At 74.8% G+C, this 26,978-nt stretch carries 24 protein-coding genes; 11 read left to right on the forward strand and 13 right to left on the reverse strand.

What is annotated here, in order from left to right:
- Positions 1-23 precede the first annotated feature (23 nt).
- Entirely contained in the window at positions 24-890 is an 867-nt protein-coding gene (locus tag ACI79P_RS05055) for a DUF1206 domain-containing protein (RefSeq protein WP_456579935.1), read from the forward strand.
- Here the strand turns inward: ACI79P_RS05055 and fabG are convergent.
- The 3 genes from fabG to ACI79P_RS05070 form a co-directional block, all read right to left on the reverse strand.
- Positions 887-1,648, reverse strand: coding sequence for a 3-oxoacyl-ACP reductase FabG (gene fabG / locus ACI79P_RS05060; RefSeq protein WP_456579936.1), 762 nt, complete (start codon positions 1,646-1,648; stop codon positions 887-889). The two genes, ACI79P_RS05055 and fabG, sit on opposite strands and share 4 nt — an antisense overlap.
- A 90-nt stretch (positions 1,649-1,738) precedes the next feature.
- Positions 1,739-2,950: an acetyl-CoA C-acetyltransferase gene (locus ACI79P_RS05065; protein ID WP_456579937.1), complete on the reverse strand. Its 1,212-nt coding sequence runs from the start codon at positions 2,948-2,950 to the stop codon at positions 1,739-1,741.
- A 120-nt stretch (positions 2,951-3,070) separates the two neighbouring features.
- Positions 3,071-3,475: an STAS domain-containing protein gene (locus ACI79P_RS05070; protein ID WP_456579938.1), complete on the reverse strand. Its 405-nt coding sequence runs from the start codon at positions 3,473-3,475 to the stop codon at positions 3,071-3,073.
- A gap of 216 nt (positions 3,476-3,691) precedes the next feature.
- Here ACI79P_RS05070 and ACI79P_RS05075 point away from each other — a divergent pair, with 216 nt between their 5' ends.
- Together ACI79P_RS05075 and ACI79P_RS05080 are read left to right on the forward strand one after the other, a co-directional pair.
- A complete protein-coding gene (locus tag ACI79P_RS05075; protein WP_456579939.1) occupies positions 3,692-4,015 on the forward strand; it encodes a hypothetical protein in 324 nt (107 codons plus the stop codon).
- Positions 4,016-4,226: 211 nt separating this feature from the next.
- On the forward strand, positions 4,227-4,598 hold the full coding sequence (locus ACI79P_RS05080; protein ID WP_456579940.1) for a hypothetical protein: 372 nt from the start codon (positions 4,227-4,229) through the stop codon (positions 4,596-4,598).
- On the opposite strand, the gene ACI79P_RS05085 is transcribed toward ACI79P_RS05080, so the two are convergent.
- Positions 4,556-7,588 (reverse strand): sacsin N-terminal ATP-binding-like domain-containing protein, encoded by a 3,033-nt coding sequence (locus ACI79P_RS05085; protein ID WP_456579941.1) that lies wholly within the window; start codon positions 7,586-7,588, stop codon positions 4,556-4,558. The two genes, ACI79P_RS05080 and ACI79P_RS05085, sit on opposite strands and share 43 nt — an antisense overlap.
- A gap of 135 nt (positions 7,589-7,723) precedes the next feature.
- Between ACI79P_RS05085 and ACI79P_RS05090 the strand changes: the two genes are divergently transcribed.
- The 3 genes from ACI79P_RS05090 to ACI79P_RS05100 all read left to right on the forward strand — a co-directional run bounded on the left by ACI79P_RS05090 (position 7,724) and on the right by ACI79P_RS05100 (position 11,393).
- On the forward strand, positions 7,724-8,152 hold the full coding sequence (locus ACI79P_RS05090; RefSeq protein ID WP_456579942.1) for an ATP-binding protein: 429 nt from the start codon (positions 7,724-7,726) through the stop codon (positions 8,150-8,152).
- Between the two features lie 65 nt (positions 8,153-8,217).
- Positions 8,218-9,771, forward strand: coding sequence for an aldehyde dehydrogenase family protein (locus ACI79P_RS05095; protein ID WP_456579943.1), 1,554 nt, complete (start codon positions 8,218-8,220; stop codon positions 9,769-9,771).
- Positions 9,768-11,393, forward strand: coding sequence for a GMC family oxidoreductase (locus ACI79P_RS05100; protein ID WP_456579944.1), 1,626 nt, complete (start codon positions 9,768-9,770; stop codon positions 11,391-11,393). The genes ACI79P_RS05095 and ACI79P_RS05100 overlap by 4 nt, the downstream gene beginning before the upstream one ends.
- A gap of 100 nt (positions 11,394-11,493) precedes the next feature.
- On the opposite strand, the gene ACI79P_RS05105 is transcribed toward ACI79P_RS05100, so the two are convergent.
- Positions 11,494-12,813, reverse strand: a complete 1,320-nt coding sequence (locus ACI79P_RS05105) for an MFS transporter (protein ID WP_456579945.1) — start codon at positions 12,811-12,813, stop codon at positions 11,494-11,496.
- 380 nt (positions 12,814-13,193) lie between these two features.
- Positions 13,194-14,210 (reverse strand): hypothetical protein, encoded by a 1,017-nt coding sequence (locus ACI79P_RS05110; protein ID WP_456579946.1) that lies wholly within the window; start codon positions 14,208-14,210, stop codon positions 13,194-13,196.
- A gap of 189 nt (positions 14,211-14,399) precedes the next feature.
- Here ACI79P_RS05110 and ACI79P_RS05115 point away from each other — a divergent pair, with 189 nt between their 5' ends.
- Both ACI79P_RS05115 and ACI79P_RS05120 read left to right on the forward strand, forming a co-directional pair.
- Positions 14,400-14,831, forward strand: a complete 432-nt coding sequence (locus ACI79P_RS05115; protein ID WP_456579947.1) for a helix-turn-helix domain-containing protein — start codon at positions 14,400-14,402, stop codon at positions 14,829-14,831.
- Positions 14,832-15,074: 243 nt separating this feature from the next.
- Positions 15,075-16,658, forward strand: coding sequence for a DEAD/DEAH box helicase (locus ACI79P_RS05120; protein WP_456579948.1), 1,584 nt, complete (start codon positions 15,075-15,077; stop codon positions 16,656-16,658).
- A gap of 138 nt (positions 16,659-16,796) precedes the next feature.
- On the opposite strand, the gene ACI79P_RS05125 is transcribed toward ACI79P_RS05120, so the two are convergent.
- The 6 genes from ACI79P_RS05125 to ACI79P_RS05150 all read right to left on the reverse strand — a co-directional run bounded on the left by ACI79P_RS05125 (position 16,797) and on the right by ACI79P_RS05150 (position 24,417).
- Positions 16,797-17,804 (reverse strand): sugar phosphate isomerase/epimerase family protein, encoded by a 1,008-nt coding sequence (locus ACI79P_RS05125; RefSeq protein ID WP_456579949.1) that lies wholly within the window; start codon positions 17,802-17,804, stop codon positions 16,797-16,799.
- Positions 17,805-17,829: 25 nt separating this feature from the next.
- The gene (locus ACI79P_RS05130) at positions 17,830-18,999 is read right to left on the reverse strand and encodes a Gfo/Idh/MocA family protein (protein WP_456579950.1); all 1,170 of its coding nucleotides are present in this window, start codon (positions 18,997-18,999) and stop codon (positions 17,830-17,832) included.
- Between the two features lie 68 nt (positions 19,000-19,067).
- Complete coding sequence (locus ACI79P_RS05135) at positions 19,068-20,093, reverse strand: substrate-binding domain-containing protein (protein WP_456579951.1); 1,026 nt, start codon at positions 20,091-20,093, stop codon at positions 19,068-19,070.
- Between the two features lie 104 nt (positions 20,094-20,197).
- Positions 20,198-21,397 carry an ABC transporter permease gene (locus ACI79P_RS05140; RefSeq protein WP_456579952.1) on the reverse strand — a complete coding sequence of 400 codons (1,200 nt, stop codon included), beginning with the start codon at positions 21,395-21,397 and terminating at the stop codon, positions 20,198-20,200.
- Positions 21,394-22,992 carry a sugar ABC transporter ATP-binding protein gene (locus ACI79P_RS05145; protein ID WP_456579953.1) on the reverse strand — a complete coding sequence of 533 codons (1,599 nt, stop codon included), beginning with the start codon at positions 22,990-22,992 and terminating at the stop codon, positions 21,394-21,396. Before ACI79P_RS05145 ends, ACI79P_RS05140 begins: the two co-directional genes overlap by 4 nt.
- A 261-nt stretch (positions 22,993-23,253) precedes the next feature.
- Positions 23,254-24,417, reverse strand: a complete 1,164-nt coding sequence (locus tag ACI79P_RS05150; RefSeq protein WP_456579954.1) for an ROK family protein — start codon at positions 24,415-24,417, stop codon at positions 23,254-23,256.
- 137 nt (positions 24,418-24,554) lie between these two features.
- Here ACI79P_RS05150 and ACI79P_RS05155 point away from each other — a divergent pair, with 137 nt between their 5' ends.
- Positions 24,555-25,058 carry a hypothetical protein gene (locus ACI79P_RS05155; RefSeq protein WP_456579955.1) on the forward strand — a complete coding sequence of 168 codons (504 nt, stop codon included), beginning with the start codon at positions 24,555-24,557 and terminating at the stop codon, positions 25,056-25,058.
- Here ACI79P_RS05155 and ACI79P_RS05160 read toward each other — a convergent pair.
- On the reverse strand, positions 25,048-25,596 hold the full coding sequence (locus ACI79P_RS05160; RefSeq protein WP_456579956.1) for a helix-turn-helix domain-containing protein: 549 nt from the start codon (positions 25,594-25,596) through the stop codon (positions 25,048-25,050). The two genes, ACI79P_RS05155 and ACI79P_RS05160, sit on opposite strands and share 11 nt — an antisense overlap.
- A gap of 54 nt (positions 25,597-25,650) precedes the next feature.
- Between ACI79P_RS05160 and ACI79P_RS05165 the strand changes: the two genes are divergently transcribed.
- Together ACI79P_RS05165 and ACI79P_RS05170 are read left to right on the forward strand one after the other, a co-directional pair.
- Positions 25,651-25,998, forward strand: a complete 348-nt coding sequence (locus tag ACI79P_RS05165) for a hypothetical protein (RefSeq protein ID WP_456579957.1) — start codon at positions 25,651-25,653, stop codon at positions 25,996-25,998.
- Position 25,999: 1 nt separating this feature from the next.
- Positions 26,000-26,935, forward strand: a complete 936-nt coding sequence (locus ACI79P_RS05170; protein WP_456579958.1) for an alpha/beta hydrolase family protein — start codon at positions 26,000-26,002, stop codon at positions 26,933-26,935.
- Positions 26,936-26,978 lie beyond the last annotated feature (43 nt).

Here is a 26,978-nt window from a genome sequence, read left to right on the forward strand (position 1 = left end):
GGGGTCCCGCCACGAGCTCGCGAGTGCTGGGGGGAAGCGGGGTCCTTCGTCGTCTGCACGACGTCGTCGTCGGCATCCGCCGGGTCACCGACCACCCGGTGCTCGTGCACCTGGCCCGCGCCGGCCTGATCGCCTACGGGGCCATGCACCTGCTCATCGCGGTGCTCGCGCTGCGCATGGCGATGGGCCTGCGCGGCGCCGACGCCGATCAGACCGGCGCGCTCCTCGTCGTCGCCGGCGGGCCCGGCGGCCGGCTGCTGCTGGTCGCCATCGGCCTGGGCATGCTGTCGCTGGCCGTGTGGCAGGCCGCCGAGGTGCTGCTCTGGTGGCACGGCCTGCTGGACGGCGACCACCGGGTGCGCACCGCCGTCGTCTGCGCCAAGTGCCTGGCCAAGGGGGCGGTGTACGGCGTCCTCGGCGTCACCGCCCTGCTGTTCGCCCTCGGGTTCGACTACGAGGCCGACGAGCGGCTGCGCGACCTCACCGGCGAGACGCTGGCGATCCCCGGCGGCGCGTTGCTGGTCGGCGCGGTCGCGGCCGGGGTCGTCGCCGTCGGTGCCTACGTCTTCGTCCGGGGCTGCACCGGCGGCTTCATGCGGGACATCGACCTGGCGGCCGCCCCCGACCGCTGGGAACCGGTGATCGAGGTGCTCGGCCGGGTCGGCTACCTGGCGAAGGGGGTGGCGTTCGCGCTGGTCGGCGTCCTGCTGTGGCGGGCGGCCACCTCGCACGACGTCTCGACCGCCACCGGGCTGGACGGGGCGATGACGGCGATCGCGGGCGTGGGCGCCGGACCGTGGCTGCTCGGCGGGGTCGCGGCCGGGTTCGCCGCGTTCGGGGTCTACGCCCTCACCCGCGCGCGCTACCCCGACCGCGACCCCTCGTCCTAGACCTTCGGGCCGCCCGCGACGTAGACGACCTGACCCGAGACGAACCCCGCGCCCTCGCTGACGAAGAAGGACACGGTGTGCGCGATGTCGTCGGGCACACCGGCGCGCGCCACCGGGATGGCGGCCGCGCGCTTCTGCACGTAGGACTCCCACTCCTCGCCGATCCGTTCGGCGGTCGCCTTGGTCATCTCCGTCTGGATGAAGCCCGGGGCGATGCAGTTGGCGGTGACGCCGAACTTGCCGAGCTCGATCGCGAGGGTCTTGGTGAAGCCCTGCAGGCCGGCCTTCGCGGTGGCGTAGTTGGCCTGCCCCCGGTTGCCCAGCGCAGAAGTGCTGGACAGGTTGACGATCCGGCCCCACTTCTGGTCGATCATGTGCTTCTGGGCGGCGCGGGTCATGAGGAACGAGCCGCGCAGGTGCACGTGCATGACGATGTCCCAGTCGGCGTCGCTCATCTTGAACAGCAGGTTGTCCCGGGTGACCCCGGCGTTGTTCACCAGCACCACCGGCGGCCCGAGCTCCGCGGCGATCCGGTCGACGGCCGCCTGCACCTGCTCGGCGTCGCCGACGTCGGCCCCCACGGCCAGCCCCCGGCCGCCGGCGGCCTCGATCGCCTCGACGGTGCCGCGGGCGTCGTCCTCCTTCAGGTCGATCACCGCGACGGCGAAGCCGTCCTGGGCCAGCCGCAGGGCGGTCGCGGCGCCGATGCCGCGGGCGGCGCCGGTGACGATCGCGACGCGGGGCGAGGACTCAGACATACAGGCTCCTTGCAAGAGGTGGGTGGGGGCGGCCCCGCTGCAGGGGCCCGCCGCGAGCGTGCGAGTGGTGGGGGGCAGCGGGGTCCTTGTTCACACCCGCTCGAACAGCGCGGCCAGGCCCTGACCGCCGCCGATGCACATCGTCTCCAGGCCGTAGCGGGCGTCGCGGCGGTCCATCTCGCGCAGCAGCGTGGCGAGGATCCGGCCGCCGGTCGCGCCCACCGGGTGGCCCAGGGAGATGCCCGAGCCGTTGACGTTGGTGCGCTCCCAGTCGGAGTCGGTGAAGCCCCACTCCTTGGCGACGGCGAGCACCTGGCTGGCGAAGGCCTCGTTGAGCTCGATCAGGTCGACGTCGGAGAGCTTCAGGTCGGCCTGGGCGAGCGCCTTGGCGGTGGCCGGGACCGGGCCGATGCCCATGGTCTTCGGCGGCACCCCGCCCACCCCGAAGCTGACCAGCCGCGCCAGCGGGCGCAGGCCCAGCTCGGCGGCCTTCTCCGGGGTCGTGACGATGGCGACCGCGGCGCCGTCGTTCTGCCCGGAGGCGTTGCCCGCGGTGACGGTGGCGTCCGGATCGTTCTTGCCCAGGATCGGGCGGAGCTTGGCGAGGGTCTCGACGCTCGAGTCGGGGCGGATGTGCTCGTCGCGGTCGACGACGGTGTCGCCCTTGCGGCCCTTCACCGTGACCGGCACGATCTCGTCGGCGAACCGGCCCTCGGCGGTGGCGGCCGCGGCCCGCTGGTGGCTGCGGACGGCGTACTCGTCCTGCTCCTGCCGGCCGATGCCGTAGTCGCGCCGGAGGTTCTCCGCGGTCTCCAGCATGCCGCCGGGCACGGGGTGGTTCTGCCCGCCGGCGGTGACCCGGCCGCGGGCGAGCCCGTCCTCGAGGAGCACGCCGGGCCCGGGCTTGACGCCCCAGCGCATGGCGGTGGAGTAGAAGGGCGCGTTGCTCATCGACTCCGCGCCACCGGCCAGGACGACGTCGGAGGCGCCGGACTGCACCTGCAGGGCGGCGTAGATGACCGCCTGGAGGCCCGAGCCGCAGCGGCGGTCGACCTGGATGCCCGAGGCCGTCACCGGCAGGCCGGCGTCGAGGGCGGCGACCCGGCCGAGGGCCGGCGCGTCCATCGTCGGGTAGCAGTGGCCCAGCAGGACGTCGTCCACCGACTCGGGCGGCAGGCCGGTGCGCTCCACGAGCGCCCGGATCACCGTCGCCGCCAGCTCCTGGACGGGGACGTCGCGCAGCGAGCCCCCGAACCCGCCGACCGGCGTCCGCAGGGGCTCGCAGATGACCGCATCGCGCACGGTGGTCCTCCTCGTTCGTCCGCTCGGGGAACCCGGTCCGGCCCCCGGCCTGGGTTCCGAGTCTGCCCCTCGGGCGACGGCGGCGCGCCCCCGACCCCCGCGAGGCGGTGCGGCGAGGGGTCAGGAGGCGGCGGTGCCGACCCGCTCTCCGCCGAGCAGGTCCCACAGACCGGTGATCTGCAGCGGCCGGATGACCGCGCGGGTGGCGGCGAGGATCCGGAGCCGCCCGCCGCCGGCCAGTGCCTTGCGGTGGGCGACGGCGAGGGTGCACAGCCCGGCCGAGTCGAGGAAGGTGACGGCGGTCAGGTCGACCACGACCTCCCGCGGCGCGGCGTCGACGAGCTCGTCGAGCACGGCGCCGACCTGCGGGGCGGAGGTGCAGTCGACCTCACCGGAGACGGTGAGGCGGGGCAGGGAAGCGGAGCCCGCCACCTCGAGGGTGAGGGGGGCGGCCGGGAGGACGTCCGTCCCGGCGGGGATCGCAGCGGATCCGGTGAGCGAACGGTCGAGCGAGGATGCGGTCACGGGTTTGCCTCTCGGGCGAGAACCGGACCAGTGAGCCTGCGGACGCGAACGACACGACGACCAGCACTGGGTTCACGGCTGCTGCTGAACCGCAGCTCCGACCGTAGGCATCGCGGGGTCGCGGCGCAAGGGTCGCGTTGCAGGTCACCGGGCGTGCGCGGCGCCGGCCGCGGGGCGCTCCGCCGCCGGCCCCGCGCGGCGACGGATACTGGTCCGGTGACCGAGCCGCGCCCCTCGTCCCGCCGCCCGTCCCCGCTGCTGATCGTGGGCGGGCTCGTCGCGCTGGCGGTCTCGGTGGGCGCGTTCGCCGTGCTGGACCCGGTTCTCGCCGCGGCGGTCGCCATCGGCGCGCTCACCCTGCTCGCCATGGCCGCAGCGGCGGCGGACTGGGAGTCCCACGCGACGTTCGAGGAGCGCGAGCTCGCCCGCGCGCGGCGCCGCAAGGAGAAGTGGGAGCGCAACGCCGACGCCCGCGCGCGGGACCGCGCCCGCTGGGAGGCCCACCAGGCGCGGAGAGCCGCGCGCGACGCCTCCCGGTAAAGAGTTCGACGCCCGGGCGGCTCCGGCCTAGCGTCCCACCCCATGCGGTACTCCGTGCGCCTGCGCACCTCCTGAGCTGACGCGCCGCGGGCCGGTTCCCCCGCCCGTCGTCCGCGCCCGGTCCTTCCCGGGCGCCCGCTCCCCTGCGCCCCCGCCCCGGGCCCCGTCGTGCCCGCGGGGCGCTCCCCACCGCACCCTCCCGGAGGCACCCGTGCCGCGCAGCACCCCTCGTCCCACCGGTCCGGCCGCCGAGGCGCGCGCCGCGCTCCCCGAGAGCGAGACCGCCGACTTCGACCGACTCGCCCACGCCGTCCTCGCCTCGCCGTCGGCCCCGCTGGGCCCGCTGCTGCGGGCGCAGCTGCCCGGGACGGCCGGCGTCCGGTGGCTGCGCCAGGAGGGCCTGGCGCCCACCGCCCGCCCGACGGCGCTGACCGCCGACCGGTGGTTGTCGCTGTTCCGCTGCTGGCGGTCGGTGGCCCCGGCGCCCGGGGCAGCCGGGGCGGGCAGGCAGCGGGGTGGCGGCCGGCCGGCCACGCACGGTCACGCGCCCGGCGCGGCCGCCATCCCCCGCTGGGGTTCCTGACGGATCCCCACCGCGTCCTCGGCCGCCAGGTCGAGGGCGCGGTCGGGGTCGGCGAACGCCTCGGCCAGCGCCTGGCGCAGCCCCCACGCGCCGGTCCGCCAGGCCAGGGCCCGCCCGAGCGCGCCGGGCGACCCGTCCACGTGGTCGACGTCCTCGCCGGGCCACCACGCCGCCGGGCGACCGTCGACGGTGAGCCGCTCGTGCACCGCCACCGCGCCGGGGAGCGCGGCGCGGCCGAGGCGTGCGGCGGCCAGCGCGGCGCCCGGCACCTCCGCCCACTCCAGCCGGCGCAGCGGCCGGCTGGTCACCCGTGGCTCGCCCACGAGCTCGCCGGCCAGCGGGAGGTCCAGCAGGTCGGCCACCGCCTCGGGCGCACCGCCGGCGGGCACGACCGGCAGGTCCACGAGCGGCAGCAGGTGGGGCGCCTCCAGCACCACCGCGCGCTCGGCCACCCGGTCCGGTGCGACGCGCACCCGGTCCGGTGGCTCGACGTCGAACCCGTCGAGTGCGGCGGCCAGCCGGGCGTGCACCGTGCGGAGCACCGCGGGCGGCACGGTGCGCGCCGGGTCGCCCAGCCGGCGGAGCAGGTCGCGGGCGTCGTCGGGGTCGGCGAGCACGTCGCCCAGCACGGCCGGCGGGCGCAGCAGTCCGAGCAACGGCTCGTCGCCCGGCGCCGGGTCGTAGAGGCCACGCAGCTCGGTGCTGCCGGGGTGCGCCAGCCGCCCGGGCCGGCGCCCGTCGAGGACCGGGTGGGTCAGCAGCCACCAGCGCAGATACCCCGGCACCGTCTCCCCGCCGACGACGACGTCGGCCCACGCCTCTGCCGGCCCCGCGGCGAGCAGCGCCAGCGCCCCGGGCCAGTCGGCCACCAGCTCCAGGTCGCGGACGGCCACCAGCGGCGGCCACACCGGCGGGGCGTGGCCGGGCAGCCGGTCGAGCACGGCGTCGGCCCACTCGTCGGCGCCGTCCACGTCGAGGTCGTCGGGGTCGTCGGCGCGCACGAGCGCGAAGCCGTCGAGGACGCCGACCGCGCGCAGCGCCCCGGCGTCCGCGGCCGCGGCGAACCCCGGGTCGAGCACGCCCAGCGCACCCTCGGCCAGCACGTCGGCGAGCGGCGACCCCGGTGCCAGCAGCTCCCCCGCCGGCGCGTACCCGCCGTCGGCGTCGGGCAGCGCCAGCTCGGCCAACCAGGGGGCTCCGGCCGCCTCCGGCGCGGCGGCGACCAGGGCGAGCACCGCGTCGGCCAGGTCGTCGGGGTGGGGCGCGTCGGCGGCGCCCTCGTCGGCGGCCTCCAGCGAGCCCTCCACCGCCGTCCGCACCGCGGGGTCGGTGAGCACCGCCTCCGCCGTCGCCGGACGCGCGCCCAGGCGCTCGAGCAGGCGGCGCGCCGCCCGGGGAGCCACCGCCGCGGGGTCGGCCAGCCGCACGGGCAGCGCCGCCAGCCGCTCCACCGGCAGGCCGGGCTCGGGCAGCAGCACCCCGGCGGGGCCGTGCGCCGTGCGCCCGTCGGCCAGCGGCACCGGCAGCGCCGCGAGCTCCTCGCGGTCGGCGTCAGCGAAGGCGGCGTAGAGCTCCGCCCACCACGCGGCCGGGCGGGCGACCTGGCGCACCGCCTCGACGACGTCGGCCAGGCCCGCCCGGCGGACGCCGAGCGCGCCCAGCACCGGCAGGTCGGTGCGCCGCGACCAGGCGGCCGGCAGCAGCCCGGGCAGCACGCCGGTGAGCGCGGCGACCCGCTCCTCGGTGGCGTCCTCCAGCACCACGGCGCGGGACGGCGGCCGGCGCTCGCCGGGCTCCCCGGCGACCGGCAGCCACGCGGTGCGGCCCAGCCGCTCCAGGGCGGCCGCGGTCAGCGCGGCGTCCAGCGCGGCGCCGGCCAGCGCGGGGCGCGGGACCAGCGCCAGCAGCGCGGGGTCGGCGGGCAGGCGCGCGACGAGCTCCACCAGCGCCTGGACGGCCTCGGCCACCAGCAGGTCGGTGACCGGGCCGGGGAGCACGTGCCGCCGGTCGGGGCCGAGCGGGAAGGGGGCGATCAGCCGCAGCGGCAGGGACAGCGGCTCGTCGCCGGGCGTCGGGGCGTGCACCACCTGCGGACCGGGCAGAGGCCGCGGCCGGCCGTCGTCGTCGATCGGCACCGCCCACGTCACCGTCCAGGCCCGGCGCCCGCGCTCCTCCACGGGGCGGCCGGCCAGCAGCTCCGCCGGGAGCTCGCCCGTCCGCTCGGCCATCGCCCACCGCGTCGGCACGCCGTCCTCGGCGAGCCGCACCTCCGGCTCCGCCCCCTCCCGGGTGAGCACGCGGCGGTCCCCGTCGGCCACCACCTCCACCGCCGCCAGCCCCGGCAGCGCCAGCAGCAGCTCCGCCCGCAGGGCGCGGAGGGCCGCGGCGACGCCCGCCCGCGCGCCCGGGCGCAGCGGGAGCACCACCTCGGTGTCGAAGCCCTCGGGAGGCGCGCCGGCGGCCGGCCAGGGCAGCCGCAGCACCGGCACGGCGCCGTCCCGGCGGGCCAGCTCGGGGGCGAGCGCGGGCAGCGCCGCGACCTCGGCCCGCGTGCCCTCGGCGCTGAACCGGACGCCGCCGGTGCGGGAGAGCACCGCCGGCTCGTCGCTCACCGCGAGCACCGCGGCGAAGCCCACCCCGAAGCGGCCGACCGCCGCGGCGTCGTCCCGCTTCGCCGACGCGCGCAGCGTGGCCAGGCCCTGCACCCCGCCGTCGTCCAGCGGCGCGCCGGTGTTGGCGGCGCGCAGCTCCTCCCCGGCCAGCCGCAGGCGCAGCCGGCCGGGCACCCCGGCCCGGAGCGCGGCGTCCGCGGCGTTCTGCGCCAGCTCCACCAGCAACCGGTCCCGGTAGCCGCCCCGGACGAGGTCCTCCTCGGCGTTGGCGTCCTCGCGGAAGCGGGCCGGCGAGGCGGCCCAGGCGGCGAGCACCCGGCGGCGCCGGCCGGCCGTGCCGAAGGGGTCCGCCGGGTCCCCGGGAACGGTGGCGGCCATGCACCGGACCCTAGGCGCCCACTGCCCGTCGGCCCCGCCACCTCTTCGGGGTGAGACGAGGGTTCGCACCTTCCCGGAACGGGCAGGGTGCCGCCACGACCGGTCGGCGGAGCCGGTGAGGAGAGGCGGTGACGGGTGGCGCTGTGGCAGGCCGCGCGACCGCCGGGACCGTTCGCGGAGATCTGGTGCCAGGAGCTCACGTCCCTGGGCGAGCTGGCCGCTCTGCGCAGCCGTCTCCGGGAGTCCACGACCGGTAGCCGCACCGTCGCCCACCCCGAGCGGGACCACTGGTCCGAGCGGCTGGTGCTGATCGCCGACGAGCTCACCTCCAACGCCCTCCGGCACGGCGGGGCCCCGGTCGCGACGGTCCTCGGCCGCGACGGGGACCGCTGGCTGGTCGCCGTCCGCGACTCGGCGGCCGAGGTCGTGCCGGCGCCGGCCCAGGGGCGCGATCCCGGGCTCGGCGGCTTCGGCCTGTACCTGGTCGCCGACCTCTCCCTCGCGCACGGCTGGTTCGCCGAGCCCGGCACCAAGACGGCCTGGGCCGTGGTGGACGGCCGCTGACCGGTCGTCCCCGACCGGGCGAACCCCTGCGCAGGTGTCTGTGACCCGCGGGTAACGTGCGCCACATGTCGCTCGCCGATCAGCTGGACACGGTCACCGGCTCCGCCGCGGGAACGGTCGACCGGCACGCCACCACCGAGACCTTCGAGTCGACGGCGCCGGCCAGCGGCGCGGTCGTCGGCGTCTTCCCCGTGCACGACGAGGCCGCCGTCGGCGAGACGGTCGCCCGCGCCCGCGTCGCCGCCCAGCAGTGGGCGGGGCTGGGTTTCGACGGCCGCAAGCAGCGGCTCTCGGCCTACCGCGGCTACGTCGCCCGGCGCATGCACGAGCTCGCCGACCTGGTGCACCGCGAGAACGGCAAGCCGCACGCCGACGCGATCCTCGAGATCAGCCTCGCCGTCGACCACCTCGCCTGGGCCGCCGGCCACGCCCGCAAGGCCCTCGGCCCGCGCCGGGTGAACCCCGGGATGCTGGCGGCCAACCACGCCGCCTACCTGGAGTACCAGCCGCTCGGCGTCATCGGTGTCATCGGCCCCTGGAACTACCCGGTGTTCACGCCGATGGGCTCGATCGCCTACGCCCTCGCCGCCGGCAACGCCGTCGTCTTCAAGCCCTCCGAGCACACCCCCGCCGTCGGCGCGTGGCTGGCCGCCGCCTGGCGGGCCGCCGTCCCCGACTGCGCGGACGCCTTCCAGGTCGTCACCGGCTACGGCGCCACCGGCGCGGCGCTCTGCCGCGTGCCCGTCGACAAGCTCGCGTTCACCGGGTCGGCGGCCACCGGCAAGAAGGTCATGGCCGCCTGCGCCGAGACCCTCACCCCGGTGCTCATGGAGCTCGGCGGCAAGGACGCGATGATCGTCGACGACGACGCCGACGTGGCCGCCGCCGCGGACGCCGCCGTCTGGGGCGCGATGAGCAACGGCGGCCAGACCTGCATCGGGATCGAGCGGGTCTACGCCACCGAGGCGGTCTACGACCGCTTCGTCGACGCCGTCACCGCCCAGGTGCGCACGCTGCGCCCCGGTGCCGACGGCGAGGCGACCTATGGCCCGATGACCATGCGCTCGCAGATCGACGTCGTCCGCCGGCACGTCGCCGACGCCGAGGCCGCGGGCGCCCGCGTCATCACCGGCGGCACGGACGCCGACGCGTTCCCCGCCGAGGGCTACGTCGCGCCGACCGTGCTGCTCGACGTCCCCGAGGACTCCTCGGCGGTCACGGAGGAGACCTTCGGCCCCACGCTGACCATCACCAAGGTGCGCGACGCCGAGGAGGCCCTGCAGCGGGCCAACGACACCACGTACGGCCTGGCCGGCGCGGTCTTCTCCGCCTCCAAGGAGAAGGCCATGGACCTCGCCCGCCGGATGCGCAGCGGCATGACGTCGATCAACTCGGTGCTGACCTTCGCGTCGGTGCCGGCACTGCCCTTCGGCGGCGTGGGCGACTCCGGCTTCGGCCGCATCCACGGCGAGGACGGGCTGAAGGAGTTCACCCGCGCCAAGGCCATCACCCGCCAGCGGGTGGCGCTGCCGGTCAACCTGATGAGCTTCGGCCGGCCGGAGAAGGCCGCCGACGCGATGGCCCGCGTCATGGGCATGGTGCACGGGCGGCACCGGTGAGCGGCGAGGTGCGCGTGGCCGACGAGTACGACGTCGTCGTCGTCGGGGCCGGGTCGGCCGGCAGCGCGGTGGCCGGGCGGCTCTCCGAGGACCCCACGATGCGGGTGCTCGTGCTGGAGGCCGGCGGCACCGACGACGTGCTGGAGGTGAAGATCCCGGCCGGGCTCTACAAGGTCTGGCGCACCCGCCACGACTGGAACTACACCACCGACCAGCAGCCGGGCCTCGGCGGCCGCAGGCTCTTCTGGCCCCGCGGCAAGCTGCTCGGCGGCTCCTCGTCGATCAACGCGATGATCTACGTCCGCGGGGCGCGCGCCGACTACGACGAGTGGGCCGAGCTGACCGGTGACCCGTCCTGGTCCTACGACCGCGTGCTCCCGCTGTTCAAGCGGATGGAGGACAACGCCCGCGGCGCCGACGAGTGGCACGGGGTCGGCGGCCCGCTGCGCGTGGAGGACCTGCGCTCCCCCCACCCGTGGACGACGGCGGTCGTCGAGGCGGCGGTGGCCAGCGGCTACCCGCGCAACGCCGACTTCAACGGCGCCGCGCAGGAGGGCGTCGGCCGGTACCAGGTGACGCAGAAGCGCGGCCGCCGCTGGTCGGCCGCCGATGCCTACCTGCACCCCGCCGCGAGCCGGCCCAACCTCACCGTGCGGACCGGGGCGCTGACCACCCGCGTGCTGGTCGAGGGCGGCCGCGCCACCGGCGTCGAGTACCGCGCGGGCGGGCAGCTGCGCACGGTGCGCGCCACCCGCGAGGTGGTGCTCTCCGGTGGCGCGGTGAACTCTCCGCAGCTGCTCATGCTCTCGGGGATCGGCCCGGCCGACCACCTGCGCGAGGTCGGCGTCGACGTCGTCCACGACCTCCCGGGGGTGGGCGCCGGCCTGCAGGACCACCCGCTCGTGCCGGTGGTCTGGAACGTGCGCTCGGGGAGGTCGCTGCGGTTGGCCGAGACGCCGGTCAACCTCGCGAGGTGGAAGGTGGCCGGCCGCGGCCCGCTCACCTCGAACCTCGCCGAGGCGGGCCTCTTCACCCGCTCGAACCCGCAGCTCGCCGAGCCGGACCTGCAGATGCACTTCCTGCCCGTGAAGTTCTGGAAGCAGGCGGAGGTCGACCCCGACGCCGAGGCGTTCACCTCCGCCGTCGTGCTGGTGCGCGTGCACTCGCGCGGCTCGGTGCGGCTGCGCTCGGCCGACCCGACGTGGGCGCCGGCCATCGACGCCGGCTACCTCACCGACGAGCGGGACCTCGACGCGCTGGTGTCCGGCGTCGAGCAGGCGCGGGAGATCGCCCGGGCCGCACCGCTCGCGTCGGTTCTCGCCGAGGAGTGGTCGCCGGGCGGGACGGTGCGCGGCCGGAAGGCGCTGCGGCAGTCGGTGCGCGACACCCTGGAGTCGCTGTACCACCCGGTCTCCTCCTGCCGGATGGGCGCCGACGACATGGCCGTGGTCGACCCGCAGCTGCGGGTGCGCGGCATCGAGGGCCTGCGCGTCGTCGACGCCTCGGTCATGCCGACGCTGGTGCGCGGCAACACCAACGCGCCGACGATCATGATCGCCGAGCGGGCGGCCGACCTGATCCTGGGCCGCTCCCCCGCGGCCGTCCTCGCCACGGCGCGCTGACGCCGTCCCGCGCCGGGATCAGGGGACCTGATCCCGGCGCGTCCTCCCTCGCGGTCGGCGGTGAGGGAGGACGCGGCGCGGTGAGGGAGGAGCCCCTCGCTCACCCGTGGGCCTGGGCGGCAGCGGCCTCCCCGCGCTCGGCCGGGAGCGCGGTCGGAGTGGGCGGGGGCAGGTTCCGGCGGATGGAGATCGACGCCGCCGCGGCCAGCAGGCACAACCCGCCGGCGAGGAGCCAGGCCAGGTCGTAGGAGCCGGTGAGGTCGCGGATCACGCCCCCGCCGAACGCCGCGACCGCCGCGCCGACCTGGTGGGAGGCGAAGACCCAGCCGAAGACGACGGGCGCGCGGGCGCCGAAGTGCTCGCGGCAGAGCGCCAGCGTGGGCGGCACCGTGGCCACCCAGTCCAGGCCGTAGAAGACGATGAACGCCATCATGCTGACGTGCAGCTCCGGCCCGAACAGGGTGGGCAGCGCGAACAGCGACAGCCCGCGGAGGCCGTAGTAGGCCAGGAGCAGCACCCGCGGGTCGACGCGGTCGGTGAGCCAGCCGGAGAAGATCGTGCCGGCGATGTCGAAGAGCCCGACCACGGCGAGCAGGCCGGCCGCCGTCGTCACCGGCATGCCGTGGTCGTGCGCGGCCGGGATGAAGTGCGGCTGCACCAGCCCGTTGGTCGACATGCCGCAGATGAAGAAGCCGGCCGCCAGCAGCCAGAACGGCCGTGACCTCGCCGCGAGCACCAGCCCCTGCACCGCGGCGCGGGCGGCCCCGGCGCGGACGGGCTCGACGTCGTCGGCCGCCGTCCCGCCGTAGGGGACGGCGCCCACGTCGCGGGGCCGGTCGCGGAGCAGCCAGGCCACCAGCGGGAGGACGGCGAGGGCGGCGGCCGTCGTCCCCAGGGAGGCCGCCCGCCAGCCCCAGGCGGAGTCGATCCAGGCCACCAGCGGCAGGAACACCAGCTGCCCGGCGGCGCCGCCGGCGGTGAGGATGCCGGAGACCAGGCCGCGGCGGGCGACGAACCAGCGGCCGGTCACCGTGGCCACCAGCGACAGCGCCATGGACCCCGAGCCCAGGCCGACCAGCACGCCCCACAGCAGCACCAGCTGCCAGCTCGCGGTCATGAACACGGTCAGTCCGCTGCCGAGCGCGACGACGACGAGCGCGGCCATGACCACCCGGCGGATGCCGAAGCGCTCCATCAGCGCGGCGGCGAAGGGAGCGGTCAGCCCGTACAGCGCCATGTTGACCGCCACCGCGGCCGAGATCGTGGAGACCGACCAGCCGAACTCCGCGCGCAGCGGGTCGATGAGCACGCCCGGCACCGCGCGGAACGCAGCGGCCCCGACGAGCGCCAGGAAGGTCACCGCGGCGACCCACCAGGCCGGGTGGATCCGGTGCGTGCGCGGCGGGGCGGGGGCGGTCACGGCGGAGAGCATGACGGGCGGGCGGCCTGCCGGGCGAGTGGCCGGACGGCCAACCTGTGCAAAGATCCGGCCACCAGTTCCTGGGCAGTGCTGTGGACGCCGACGACAACAGGCTCTCCCGGGTGTGGGTGGCCAGCCTCGACGGCGGGCAGGTGCGCACCTCGGCCGGCTTCTCGCTGCTCGAGGGGCACGGCGCCTCGACCCTGGAGACGGCGGAGACCGTCGTCGCGCCCGGGGTCTACGGCACCTCCGCCATGCGGGACGGCACCGTGCGGGTGGCCGTCCAGCGACCTGCCGCGTCGGGTCAGGTTCTCCGCCTGGCCCGGCGTCAAGTGGCCCGGATCTACGCCTTGCCGCTGATCCTGTCGATCAGAGGACCGTCACTGACGCTCCGCGGCGATCGTGGCTCGCCGACTGTAAAGGAACGCCGCGATCGAGATCGAGAAGTTGATCAACCATCCGCCGACGACGAGAATGAGACTCACAGTTGCTCCCGTGACGCCGACGACTCGACCAATCGACTGGAACGCGAGGTCTTCCTTGCTCGCCAAGTCCTTCGGCTGGATCTCTCGCGTCGCGAAAAAGGTCGCTGGGAGCTTGTCCCCCGAGACGATGGGTGGCTGTGTGCCGTCCGCACTTATCCAGGCATTGCCGGGATTGAAGTTCGTGGCATATTGAGCATCGAACTGCACCGTTTCGTCACTTCTCTCGTAGTCGACGCGCAGCACTCCACCCTCGCCCGTAGTACCTTGGCTTTCCACTCCGTCGTAAGAGATTGCCAGCATTCTGTCCGTTATACCTTTGTTATCTTCCGCATCTTTGAGAGTCGCTTCTAGAAAAACGCGGGTCGCCGTTGCTCGGCGGACGCTGAGTCTTATGTAGATCTGCCGGTTGATCTCCGAGAAGTACTCCTGGTTCCCCTCGGGGTCGGCTGCATCAGCGGCGGCGCACAGTTCGCGAGCTCTAGCAAGCACGACCTGATCCGGCACGCGAGATGGGCTCAAGTCAAATCCGCCTCCCACGTTCCAGATGCATAGCTGCACCGCTTGATGCTCAAGCCAGTACTCCAGGGGAGTCCCGACCCCCTCGAGGTGCTGGCGGGCGAGCCAGTGTGCCGTATAAACCCCCGTGGCCCCCACGGCCCCGGCGGTGCCCATTACATAGTCCGCTCCTGCTTCCGGGACCACCTCGGGGCTGATCGTGTATATGACCGATAGTTGAGATTCTAATTCATTGAGTAGGCGACTCGTAAGAATGCGTCTACGACCGCCTTCTTCGTCTATGTATGCACCCACTCCTCCATGGCTTATTGCGGCAATTTGACCCGTCGCGGTCTGGCTCTCCTGCGCCCTTGCAGAAGTCAGATCCAGGATCATGAAGCTGGTCAGGAGCGACATGGTCAGGGCGGCGCGGGCGATTGTTTGCAACGGGTGCCTCCCCCAGAGATGCTCGGGTCGCATACGACCGCCACGAGGTCGGGCCGTCAAGGGGTTGCCGCCCGAGCAGGCATCGCTGCGAACTATTGGCGACGCGGAGGTCACTCACCCGGCCGGCCGGCCGGCGGTGTCTGGGACCACGGCAGCGAGGTGGCCGGCCGGGTCGCCCGGCGCAGCGCCGTCGCCCCGTGGCGGGACGGCGGCCAGTCGCAGTTCATCGAGCGGCCCGTGCCCGAGCTCGGTGACTCCGGCACGGCGGCCACCCGCGCCTGGGCGCTGGAGCACCTCGCCGAGCCGCTCGCCCTGGCCGACCTCGCCGCGCACGCGCGGATGAGCGTCCGCACCTTCACCCGGCGCTTCCGCGAGGAGACCGGGTCCTCGGCCACCCGGTGGCTGGTGCAGCAACGGGTCGCCCTCGCCCGCCGGCTGCTGGAGTCGACCGACGTGCCGGTCGAGCGGGTCGCCGAGCGGTCCGGCTTCGGGACGACGGCGTCGATGCGCCAGCACCTGCACGCCGCCATCGGGGTCGCGCCGCTGGCCTACCGCCGCACCTACCGCGGACCGACGGCTCACCCGATGTGACGGGGGACTCCCCCCACCTGGGACCACGACGCGGTGATCTCTGGTTGAGTACTACGTACCGGCGCCGCCCTCGCTCATCCGGAGCGGCAGGAATCGACGTCGGGCTGAGGCTGCGCCACCTTGGTGCGCCCGGCTGACCGACGTCTCGCCGACGATGCGAGCCCGCCCTGCCACCGTGCAGACGTGCCGGCGCTCGCGCTCGCCGAGGTGCTCGTGCGGCCACTCGAGCGTCGAAGGACCCCAGTGACCTCCATCAGCAACTCCCCTGCCTCCTCCGAGACCCCCCGCCGCCGCCGCGGTGGGCGCGGCCGCGGCACCCGCCCGGCCGGCGAGCAGCAGGTCCAGCACCGCCCCGCGCCCGCGGCCGTGCCCGCGCCCGTCGTGGTCCCGGTCGGCGCCGACGCCACCGTGCTCCCCACCGACACCAGCTTCGAGGCCCTCGGCGTCCCCGCGCCGCTGGTCGAGGTGCTCACCGGCAGCGGCATCACCGCGCCGTTCCCCATCCAGGTCGCCACGCTGCCCGACAGCCTCGGCGGCCGCGACGTCCTCGGCCGCGGGCGCACCGGCTCAGGCAAGACCTTGGCCTTCAGCCTGCCGCTCGTCGCGCGCCTCGCGGCGTCGGACAGCAAGCGGCAGCCCAAGCGGCCTCGTTCGCTGATCCTGGTCCCGACCCGCGAGCTGGCCAACCAGGTCGCCGCCGTCGTCGACCCCATGGCCCGCGCCCTGGGCATGAAGACGACGACGATCTTCGGTGGCGTCGGCCAGAACCCGCAGGTGCAGGCCCTGGCCCAGGGCGTCGACGTCGTCATCGCCTGTCCGGGCCGGCTCGAGGACCTCATCGGCCAGGGGCACTGCGACCTCGGCGGCGTGGAGATCACCATCCTCGACGAGGCCGACCACATGGCCGACCTGGGCTTCCTGCCGGGCGTCAAGCGCCTCATGGACCGCACGCCGAAGACCGGTCAGCGGCTGCTGTTCTCCGCCACGCTGGACAACGGCGTCGACGTGCTGGTGAAGCGCTACCTGAGCAGCCCGGTGACCCACTCGGTCGACCCGGCGGTCGCGCCGGTCAGCACCATGACCCACCACGTCTTCCACGTGCAGACCGCCGACAAGGGTGAGGTCGTCCGCCAGCTCGCGTCCGGGCTGGGCCGCAGCGTGCTGTTCACCCGCACCAAGCACCAGGCGAAGAAGCTCGCCAAGCAGCTCACCGCCCAGGGCATCCCCGCGGTCGACCTGCACGGCAACCTGAGCCAGAACGCGCGCGAGCGCAACCTCGAGGCGTTCAGCAACGGCTCGACCCGGGTGCTGTGCGCGACCGACATCGCCGCCCGCGGCATCCACGTCGACGACGTCGCGCTGGTCGTGCACGTCGACCCGCCGACCGAGCACAAGGCCTACCTGCACCGCTCGGGCCGCACGGCCCGCGCCGGTGCCGGTGGCATCGTCGTCACCATCACCACGCCCGACATGGTCGGCGAGGTGCGCACGCTCACCCGCCAGGCCGGCATCAACCCGGTGGTCAGCCAGGTGCGCCCGGGCTCCGAGGAGATCGCGGAGCTCGCCGGTCCGGCGGCCCCCTACGTGGAGCCGGCCCCCGCGCCCGAGCCGCAGCCGCAGGGCTCCGGCGGTGGACGCCGCCGTCGTGGCGGCTCGGGCTCCGGTTCGGGCTCGGCCGCGGCCAAGCCGGCCGGCTCGTCCGGGCGCAGCGGCGGCTCGGGTTCCGGCCGGCCCAGCGGCCCGGCCCGCACCCGCGCCGAGCTCGCCGCCCGGGCCGGCTCGTCGTCGGCCGCCTCGTTCAGCGCCCGCTCCCGCCGAGGCCGCTGAGCACACGGGTGGGGTGGCCGGACGTCTCCGGCCACCCCACCCGTCCTCCCTCACCGCCGCGCGTCCTCCCTCACCGCCGACCGTGCGGGAGGACGCTCGGTGATCAGGTTCCCTGATCCCAGCGGCGGCGCGGAGTGCTCAGTTCCCGCTGGAGAAGGCGGCGTCGAACGCCGCCGACGGCGGGTCGAACGCCAGCCGGCGGACGAACTCCAGCGCCTCGGGGGCGCCGACCAGGCGGTCCATGCCGGCGTCCTCCCACTCCACCGAGATCGGCCCGTCGTAGCCGATGGTGTTGAGCATGCGGAAGCAGGCCTCCCACGGGACGTCGCCGTGCCCGGTGGAGACGAAGTCCCACCCGCGCCGCGGGTCGGCCCAGGGCAGGTGCGAGCCCATCCGGCCGTTGCGGCCGTTGCCGACCTGCTTCTTCGCGTCCTTGCAGTCGACGTGGTAGATCCGGTCCTTGAAGTCCCAGATGAAGCCGACCGGGTCCAGGTCCTGCCACACGAAGTGCGACGGGTCCCAGTTGAGGCCGAACGCCTCGCGGTGCCCGATCGCCTCCATGGTGCGGACCGTCGTCCAGTAGTCGTAGGCGATCTCCGACGGGTGCACCTCGTGCGCGAAGCGCACCCCGACCTCGTCGAAGACGTCGAGGATCGGGTTCCAGCGGTCGGCGAAGTCGCGGTAGCCGTCCTCGATCATCGACTCAGGCACCGGCGGGAACATCGCCACGGTCTTCCAGATCTTCGACCCGGTGAACCCGACGACGGTCTTCACGCCCAGCTTCGCCGCCGCGCGGGCGGTCAGCTCCATCTCCTCGGCGGCCCGCTGCCGGACGCCCTCGGGGTCGCCGTCGCCCCACACGCGCGGGTGCACCATGCCCCGGTGCCGCTCGTCGATCGGGTCGTCGCAGACGGCCTGGCCGTTGAGGTGGTTGGAGATGGCGAACACCTGCAGGTCGTGCCGCTTGAGCAGGTCGAGCTTCTCCTGGACGTAGGAGTCGTCGTTCGCGGCGCGCTCGACGTCGAGGTGGTCGCCCCAGCAGGCGATCTCCAGGCCGTCGTAGCCCCAGCCGGAGGCCAGCCGGCACATCTCCTCGAAGGGCAGGTCGGCCCACTGGCCGGTGAAGAGGGTGACGGGACGGGGCATCAGCTGTCTCCTCGCGGGTCGGTGATCATGAGGGAATCTCGGTCCAGGCCGAGCGATCGGCGGCGCTGCGCTCGACGGCGTCGAGCACCCGCTGCACCTGCAGGCCGTCGGCGAACGACGGCGCCGGGTCCTCGCCGGCCGCGATCGCGGTGACGAGGTCGACGACCTGGTGGGTGAAGCCGTGCTCGTAGCCCAGGCCGTGCCCGGCCGGCCACCAGGCGCCGACGTAGGGGTGCTCGGGCTCGGTGACGATGATCCGGCGGAAACCGGCGGTCTCCGCGGGCTCGCTGCCGTCGAAGAACTGCAGGACGTTCATGTCCTCGAAGTCGAAGGCCAGGCTGCCGGCCGAGCCGTTGATCTCGATGCGGATACCGTTCTTGCGGCCGAGCGCGAAACGGGTGGCCTCGAAGACGCCGAGCGCTCCCCCGGTGAACCGCGCGAGGAAGGCGGCCGCGTCGTCGACGGTGACCTGTCCGGTCCCCGCTCCCCCCACGCCCCCGAGCTTGCCGCTCTCCGCGGGCAGCGGGCGCTCGGTCACGAAGGTCTCCAGCGCCGCGCTGACCCCGGTGAGGGTCTGGCCGGTGATGTACTGCGTCAGGTCGACGACGTGCGCCCCGATGTCGCCGAGCGCGCCGGAGCCGGCCTTGTCCTTCTCCAGCCGCCACGACATCGGGGCCGACGGGTCGGCGATCCAGTCCTGCAGGTACTGCGCGCGGACGTGCCGGACCTCCCCGATCCGGCCGTCGGCCACCAGCTTGCGGGCCAGCCCGATGGCGGGCACCCGCCGGTAGGTGAAGCCCACCATCGACCGCACGCCGCGGGTCGCCGCCTTGGCGGCGGCCTCGGCCATCGCCTCGGCCTCGGCGACGGTGTTGGCCAGCGGCTTCTCGCACAGGACGTGCTTGCCGGCCTCGAGTGCGGCGATCGCGATCTCGGCGTGGGTGTTGCCGGGGGTGCAGACGTCGACCAGGTCGACGTCCTCGCGCTCGACCACCCGGCGCCAGTCGGTCTCGGTGCCGCGCCAGCCGAGCTTGCCGGCGGCCTCGGCGACCTTGGCGGGGTCCCGGCCGGCCAGCACGGTCAGCTCCGGGCGCAGGGGGAGGTCGAAGAAGTGGGGGGCGGTGCGCCAGGCGTGCGAGTGCGCGGCGCCCATGAAGGCGTAGCCGATCAGCCCGATGCCGAGGGTGGGGGTCATCTGCAACTCCGGAGCGGGGGTGGCGCGGCAGGGGAGCGCGAACGCTCCCCTGCCGCACCGTGGACGGATCAGGACTCGAACGCGCGGTCGATGTAGTCCTCGACGTTCTCGGCGGTGACGACGGGGGCGTTGAGCACGATCTCCCGCGGGACCTCGGGCGAGACCAGGTCGGACAGCGACTTGCCCTGCGCGACCAGGCGGGCGAGCGCGATGCCGTCAGCGGCCTGGGTGTGCGGGTAGATGACGGTCGCCTGGAGGACGGAGTCGCCCTCCTGGATCTCGCGCATGGCGTTCGCCGACCCGGCGCCGCCGACCATCACGAACTCGTCGCGGCCGGCGTTCTCGATCGCGGCCAGGACGCCGACGCCCTGGTCGTCGTCGTGGTTCCACAGGGCGTCGATCTGCGGCGCGGCCTGCAGCAGGTTGGCCGCGGCCTCCTCGCCGCCCTCGACGGTGAAGTCGGCCGCGACGCGGTTGTCGACGTCGAGGCCGCAGTCGGCGAGCGCGTCGGCGAAGCCCTGGCTGCGGTCCTGGGTCAGGGGCAGCGAGTCGATGCCGGCGATCTCGGCGACGACGGCGTCGGGGTTGTCGCCCACCTGCTCGCAGATGTAGGTGCCGGCGGAGACGCCCATGCCGTAGTTGTCGCCCAGGATGGTGGCGCGGGCGGCGAACGGGCTGTTGAACTCGCGGTCCACGTTGATCACCGGGATGCCGGCCTCCATCGCCTGCAGCGCGACCGGGGTCATCGCGGCGCCGTCGAAGGGCAGCAGCACGATCGCGTCGACGCCCTCGTTGATGAAGGTCTCGACCTGGCTGATCTGCGTGCTGACGTCGTTGGTGCCCTCGGCGACGATCAGGTCGACGTCCTCGTAGTTCTCGGCCTCGGCGCGGGCGGCCTCGGTGATGCCCGCCATCCAGCCGTGGTCGGCGGCCGGTGCCGAGAAGCCGATCCGGACGGTCTCGCCCACCTCGTCGTTCGAGCTGGCGACCGCGTTCCCGCCGCCGCCACCCTCCGACGCGGGGGTCTCCGGCTCGTTGCTGGTGCAGCCGGCGACGAGCACGCCGGCGCCGGCCAGGGCGACCGCGGTGGACATCAGGCGACGGTAGGGGCGCTGCCTCGCTGCAGACATGTTCTCTCCTCGGGGTGCTTCTCCGGCGGGTCGCCGGCAGGTGCGGGTGGGTGGGACGGGTGGTTCGGTCAGGGGGTGGGGCCGGCGCCGGGCCGGTCCCCGCCGGGGGCACCCGGCACGCTCGTGCCACCGGCCACCGCGCCCGCCGGGGAGCCCCCGGCGACCGGTCCGCCGGAGGACGACTCGCCCCGGCCGGAACGCAGGCGGTGCAGCCAGCCCGAGCCGCCCCCGCGGCCCTCGGCGAGCCGCATCTGGAGCAGGACGGCGACCACGATGATCACGCCGCGCGCGACCGCCTGGACCGAGCTGGAGAGGTTGTTGAGCGTGAAGATGTTGCCGAGCGTGACGAAGATCAGCACGCCCAGGACGGTGCCGACGATCGTGCCGCGCCCACCGGTGAGCAGGGTGCCGCCGATCACGACGGCGGCGATCACCTCGAGCTCCAGCAGCGTGCCGTGGGTCGAGCTACCGGTCGTCGTCCGGGCCATGAGCATCACGGCGGCGATGCCGCAGGTGATGCCGGAGAGCACGTAGAGCTTGAGGGTGTGCCACTGCACCCGGATCCCGGCGAGCCGCGCGGCCTCGGCGTTGCCGCCGACGGCGAAGGTGTGCCGGCCGAACGTGGTGCGGTTGAGCAGGATCCAGCCGCCGATCGACACCAGCGCCCAGATGATCACCAGCATCGGGACGCCCAGGACGTCGCCGCCGAAGAAGTCGAGGAAGCCGTCGTTCTGCACGATCTGGGTCCGGCGGTTGGCGATGATCTCGGCCAGCCCGCGCGCCGCGGCGAGCATGGCGAGGGTGGCGATGAAGGCCACCAGGCGCCCGTAGGCGATGACGACCCCGTTCACCAGCCCCGCCCCGGCGCCCACCGCGATCGCCGTGAACACCATGACGATCCAGTGGAAGTCCTCGGCCATGGCCTGGGTCGCCAGCGTGGTCGCCCACACCGACGAGAGCGCGACCAGCGCACCGACCGAGAGGTCGATGCCGCCGCCGATGATCACGAAGGTCATGCCGATGCTGACCACGCCGACGACCGCGGCCAGCCGCAGGATGGTCAGGACGTTGTCGATGTCCACGAACCGCTCCGGCGCGGTCACCGCGCCGACGACGCAGAGCAGGGCCAGGGCCACGACGAGGCCGAGCAGCGGCCCCGCCGACCCGGCCATGAGACCGGGACGCTTGCCGTTGGTGCCCTCGGGTGCGCGGTCCTTCGAGGGCGCGGGCGCGCCCGCTCCCCCGGTCGTCGCGGTGCTGCCGGTCATGCCACGTCCCCTTCGTGCGGCTGTGCGGTGGCCTGCTGCCGGTTGCCGCGTGGGCGCGGGCCGACCGTTCCCTCCATGACGAGGTCGAGCACGGCGTGCTCGTCGAGCGCGTCGGCCGGTTGCTCGGCGACGACCGCTCCGTCGGAGATCACCAGCACCCGGTCGGCGAGGCCCAGGACCTCCGGGATCTCGCTGGACACGACGACGACGGCGACCCCGCGGTCGGCCAGCTCGCGGATCAGCGCGTAGATCTCCGAGCGGGCCCCGACGTCGACCCCGCGGGTGGGCTCGTCCAGGAGCAGCACCCGGCAGTCGCGCAGCAGCCAGCGGGCGAGCACGACCTTCTGCTGGTTGCCGCCCGAGAGCGTCCGCACCTCGCGGTTGACGTCGGGCGGGCGGACGTCGAGGGCCTGCACCTGCTCGCGGGCGGCCTCCTTCTCGCTGCTGCCGGAGAGGAAGCCTCCGCGGGCGAAGCGGGCCAGGCTGGCGATGCTGATGTTGCGGTAGACGGCGTCGCCGAGCAGCAGCGCCTGGCTCTTGCGCTCCTCGGGGGCGAGCCCCACCCCGGCCGACACCGCGGCGGAGACGCGCCCCGGCCGCAGTGGCTTCCCCGCGACCGAGACGGTGCCGCTGGTGGCCCGGCGCGCGCCGTAGATCGTCTCGAGGATCTCCGAGCGCCCCGAGCCGACGAGGCCCGCCAGCCCGACGACCTCGCCGGGCCGGACGTCGAAGGACACGCCGTGGAAGGTGCCGCGCAGGCCGAGGTCGCGGACCGAGAGCAGCGGTTCGGCGGCGGCGACCGGCCGGCGGTCGGGGAAGACGTACTCGATGTCCCGGCCGGTCATCAGCTCGATCACCTGGCGGGTGGAGGTGTCCCGCACCGGCAGCCCGGTGGCCACGGTGCGCCCGTCCTTGAGCACGGTGATCCGGTCGCCCACCTCGCGGATCTCCTCGAGCCGGTGGGAGATGTACACGACCGCGACACCGTCGCGGGTCAGGTCGCGGATGACCTCGAACAGGTGCTGGACCTCTTCGTTGTCGAGGACGGCCGAGGGCTCGTCCATCACGATGAGCTTCGCGTCCTGCGAGAGCGCCCGGGCGATGCTGACCATCTGCTGCGCGGCCGCGGGCAGCGAGCCGACCTCGGCCGTCGGGCTGATCTCCGGGTGCCCGAGGCGGGCCAGCAGCGTGCCGGCGGCCTCGTTCGCCGGTGCCGGGCGGGCCAGGCCGAACCGCGAGAGCTCCCGCCCGAGGAAGATGTTGTCGGCCACGGTGAGGCCGGCGACCAGGTCGAGCTCCTGGTAGATGGTGGCGATCCCGTGCTTCATCGCCGCCTGCGGGTTGGTCAGCGCGACGGGCTCGCCCCGCCACTCGATCCGGCCGCCGTCGGGCTGGTGCGCCCCGGCGAGGACCTTGATCAGCGTCGACTTGCCCGCGCCGTTCTGCCCGAGCAGGCAGTGCACCTCACCGGCGCGCACGTCGAGGTCCACGCCGTCGAGCGCCCGCACGCCCGGGAAGGTCTTGACGATGCCGTGCATCTCCAGCAGGGGCGCCCCCGCGCCGTCCCTGCTCCGTGCACCCGGTGCATCGGCCACGTCGCCACCTCCGGAAGACTTTTGCTCAGCGCTGACCATTAGTCCGTTGAGGCGACAACATATGGGGGGCGTCACACGGGGTCAAGGCTGCTGGGCCGCGGTTACCGAACCGAGACCGGCGATTACTTCGTCGGCCTCCGGCCGACACCGCGACCAACGGCCGTCCCCGATCTGCTCGGAGCCGTTGCGTCGCCCCTGCGCGGACCCCTGCGGGGCCCACTCGGCGCGACCGGGCACACCCCACGGCGGGGTGGGTGGGCACTACCTGGCGAGGGCGTCGACGGAGTCCTCGTCGAGGAACTCCTCGATGGCCATGAGCGCGGCTCCCACCCGTCCGGAGAGGTCGGGCGCCTCGCTCACGGTGATCTCCAGGGTCCGGGCGGCCAGCGGCATCGCCCGCCGGTAGACGGCCTCGCGGATCCCGGCGAGCAGCGGGACGCCGGCCTGCGCCACCCCGCCGGTCATGACGATGCGGTGCGGGTTGAAGAAGTTGACCAGCGAGGCGAGCACCGTGCCGATCGTGCGCCCGGCGCCCCGCACCAGCTCCAGCGCGACCCCGTTGCCCTCGGCGGCCAGCCGCACGACCTCGCGGACCGTCTCCACCGGCAGGCCGGCCGCGACCGCGTCCCGCAGCAGCGCACCGCCCCCGGCGATCGCCTCGAGGCAGTTCTCCTGCCCGCACCGGCAGACGACGGTGCGCCCGTCGGGCTGGGCCACGTGGATGTGCCCGATGTCCCCGGCGCTGCCCTGCGCTCCGCGGTAGACGCGGCCGTCGACGATCACTCCGCAGCCGATGCCGGTGCCGACCTTGACGACGAGCAGGTCCTGGGAGGAGCCGGCGACCCCGATCTCGCCCAGCGCCATCACGTTGACGTCGTTGTCCACGTAGACGGGGCACTCGTAGCGGCCGAAGGCGGTCGGGATGGGGTGGTCGTGCCACCCCGGCATGATCGGTGGGTGCGACGGCCGGCCGGTCGAGAACTCCACCGGCCCGGGCACGCCGACGCCGACGGCGCAGACGTCACGCGGGGTCAGCCCCACGTCGGCGAGCACCTTCTGGGCGAGCCGGTCGACCTCGGCGAGCACCGGGCCCGGCCCGTCGGCGATGTCGATCGGGTGCCCCACGGTGCCCAGGATCTGCGCCGAGAGGTCCGTGACGGCGACGTCGACGCTGGTGACCCCCAGGTCGACGGCGAGGACGCACCCGGCCCGGCTGTTGAACTGCAGCAGCGTCGGCGGGCGGCCACCGGTGCTCCAGCCCCGGCCGCCCTCCTCCAGGAGGTTCGCCGCGATCAGCTGGTCGACGCGCGCGCTGATCGTGTTCCGCGACGCGCCGGTGAGGGCCACGAGGTCCGCGCGGCTGCGCGCGCGGCCGGTGCGCACGTGACGCAGCAGCACGCCGGCCGAGGCAGAAGTGGACGCCACGCCGCCATAGTGGCACGCCCGCGGCGCCGTTCCGGGTGACGTGGACCGATGGGGGGACGGCGGCACGGTTGACGACCGGCGCACGGGGCACGCTCGTTGAGCACTGGACCAGCCCCCGACCCGAGAGGTGCACACCCATGGGCCTGCCCATCACCCTGTCCGAGATCGCGCCCCGCATCTCCGCCGGCGCCTTCATCCTCAACAGCGGCCTCGGCAAGCGCGGCGCCGACGAGGAGGCCGCGGCCGGCATGCACGGCTTCGCCGCCGGCACCTACCCGTTCCTGGGCAGCGTGGCGCCGCAGCAGTTCGCGAAGGCGCTGTCGACGGCGGAGATCGCCATCGGCGCCGCGCTGCTCACCCCGTTCGTGCCGACCGCCGTCGCCGGGGCCGCGCTCACCGCCTTCTCCGGCGGGCTGCTCGGCCTCTACCTGAAGACGCCGGGCATGCGGAAGGAGGGCAGCCTCGCCCCCACCGAGCAGGGGCTGGCGATCGCCAAGGACAGCTGGCTCCTCGGCATCGGCATCGGCCTGCTGGTGCGCGGCACCGTCGACCGCGAGCCCCGGCGGGTGCGCAAGGCCGCGAAGACGCTGGACAAGGCGAATAAGCGGGCGGCGAAGGCCCGCAAGCGCCTCAACGGCTGACCGGCCCCGGGGGCTCCTCCCCCGGCAGGTTCACCAGGCCGACCAGCCGGCGCCGGCGCCCGTCGCCGGGCCGGTTGGCCAGCCGCTCCCGCAGCACCGCGCGCAGGTCGGCCAGGAGCTCGCCGAACTCCGCGTCGGTGAGCCACAGCCCGACCTGGCGGTAGCCGACGCCGTCCCGCGCCAGGTCGGGCTCCCCGCGGTCGAGGTAGCGGTCGAAGTCGGCGAGCAACGAGGCGACGAAGGCGGTGAACGCGCGCCGGTGGTCCTCGGCGGTCATGGCGGCGAGCTCCTCGGCCGGCACGTCCGCCGCCTCGAGCACGAGCCGGTAGCTGCGCTCGGCGGCGCCCCGGACCTTCCGCTCCCCCACGACCGCCAGCACCCCGGCGTCGGCCAGGACGCCGACATGCCGGTACAGCGACGCGACCGGGACGTCGGGCAGCGCCGACCGCAGCTCCCCGGTGGTCAGCGTGCGGTCGCCGAGGAACGCCTGCACGACACGCAGCCGCACCGGGTGGAGCAGTAGGTCGACCGAGTTCACGCGTCACCGTTCTCATGTTTGACAACAGTCTCAGATCTGAGAATAGTGACTGGCATGGCCACGCTGCAACTGACGCCCTCCACCCTGTCCGTCCGCCTCACCCGCACGGAGAAGATCGCCGGCCTCCTGCGGGACGTCGACGTGCCGCGCTCGGCGATCCGCTCCGTCGAGGTCGTCGCGGACGCCCTCCCCGCGACCCGCGGTCTGCGCGCCCCCGGCCTGGCGCTCCCCGGCGTCCGGAAGGTCGGCACCTGGCGGCGCCCCGGCGAGCGCACGCTGGTCTGCGTGCGGCGCGCGCAGCCGGCCGTGCGGGTCCGCCTCGAGGGCCAGCGCTACGGCACGTTGCTCGTCGGCGCCGACGACGCCGACGCCGTGGCCGCCTCGCTCCGGCCGGTCCGCTGACGTGCGCGACGTCGCAGTCGAGGTGCCCGGTCCGAGCCCGCTCGCCGGCGCCCTCGCGCTCCCCGACGCCCCGCTGCCCGTCCCCGCCGTGCTCCTGGCGTCCGGCTCGGGCCCGCTGGACCGCGACTCGAACCACCGCCGCGCCCGCTTCGACGTCGCCCGCCAGCTGGCGCACGCGCTGGCCGGGGCCGGGATCGCCTCGCTGCGCTACGACAAGCGCGGGGTCGGCGGCAGCCCCGGTGACTGGCGGACCGCCGGCCTGCACGACAACGTCGACGACCTCGGCGCGGCGCTCGACCACCTGCGCGGTCGGCCGGAGGTCGATCCCGCGCGGGTGCTGCTCGCCGGGCACAGCGAGGGCGCGCTCCTCGCGGCCTCGCTCGCCGCGCGCGGCGCCCCGGTGGCCGGGCTGGTGCTCCTCGCGATGAGCGCGACGCCCGGCGAGGAGCTGCTCCGGTGGCAGGCCCGGCAGCTCGGCCCCACGCTGCCGCGGCCGGTGCGCGCCCTGCTCCGGCTGCTGCGCACCGACCTGGAGACGAAGGTGATCGCCAACCACGAGCGGATCCGGGCCACGACCACCGACGTCGCCCGGATCGGCGGCGCCCGGGTCAACGCCCGCTGGCACCGCGAGTTCCTGGCCCACGACCCGCGCGAGGACCTGCGCCGGATCGACGTCCCCGTGCTCGCGGTCACCGGCACCAAGGACCTGCAGGTGCGCCCGGAGGATCTGGCGGTGATCGCGGCGACGGTGGGCGGGCGGGTCGAGACCCGGCTGGTCCCCGACCTCACGCACACGTTGCGCCGCCAGCCCGGTCGCGCCTCGCTGACCGCGTACCGGCGGGAGCTGCGCGGTCCCGTGGACCCCGAGGTGCTCAGCACGGTCGTCACCTGGTGTGAGCACGAGGTCACACCCGCCGACGGCGCGACGCCCCGCTGAGCGGCGCGCCGGAAGCACTTCCGCCGCGGGGCGCCCGGCCGCA

Source organism: Blastococcus sp. SYSU DS0510, from assembly GCF_054050835.1.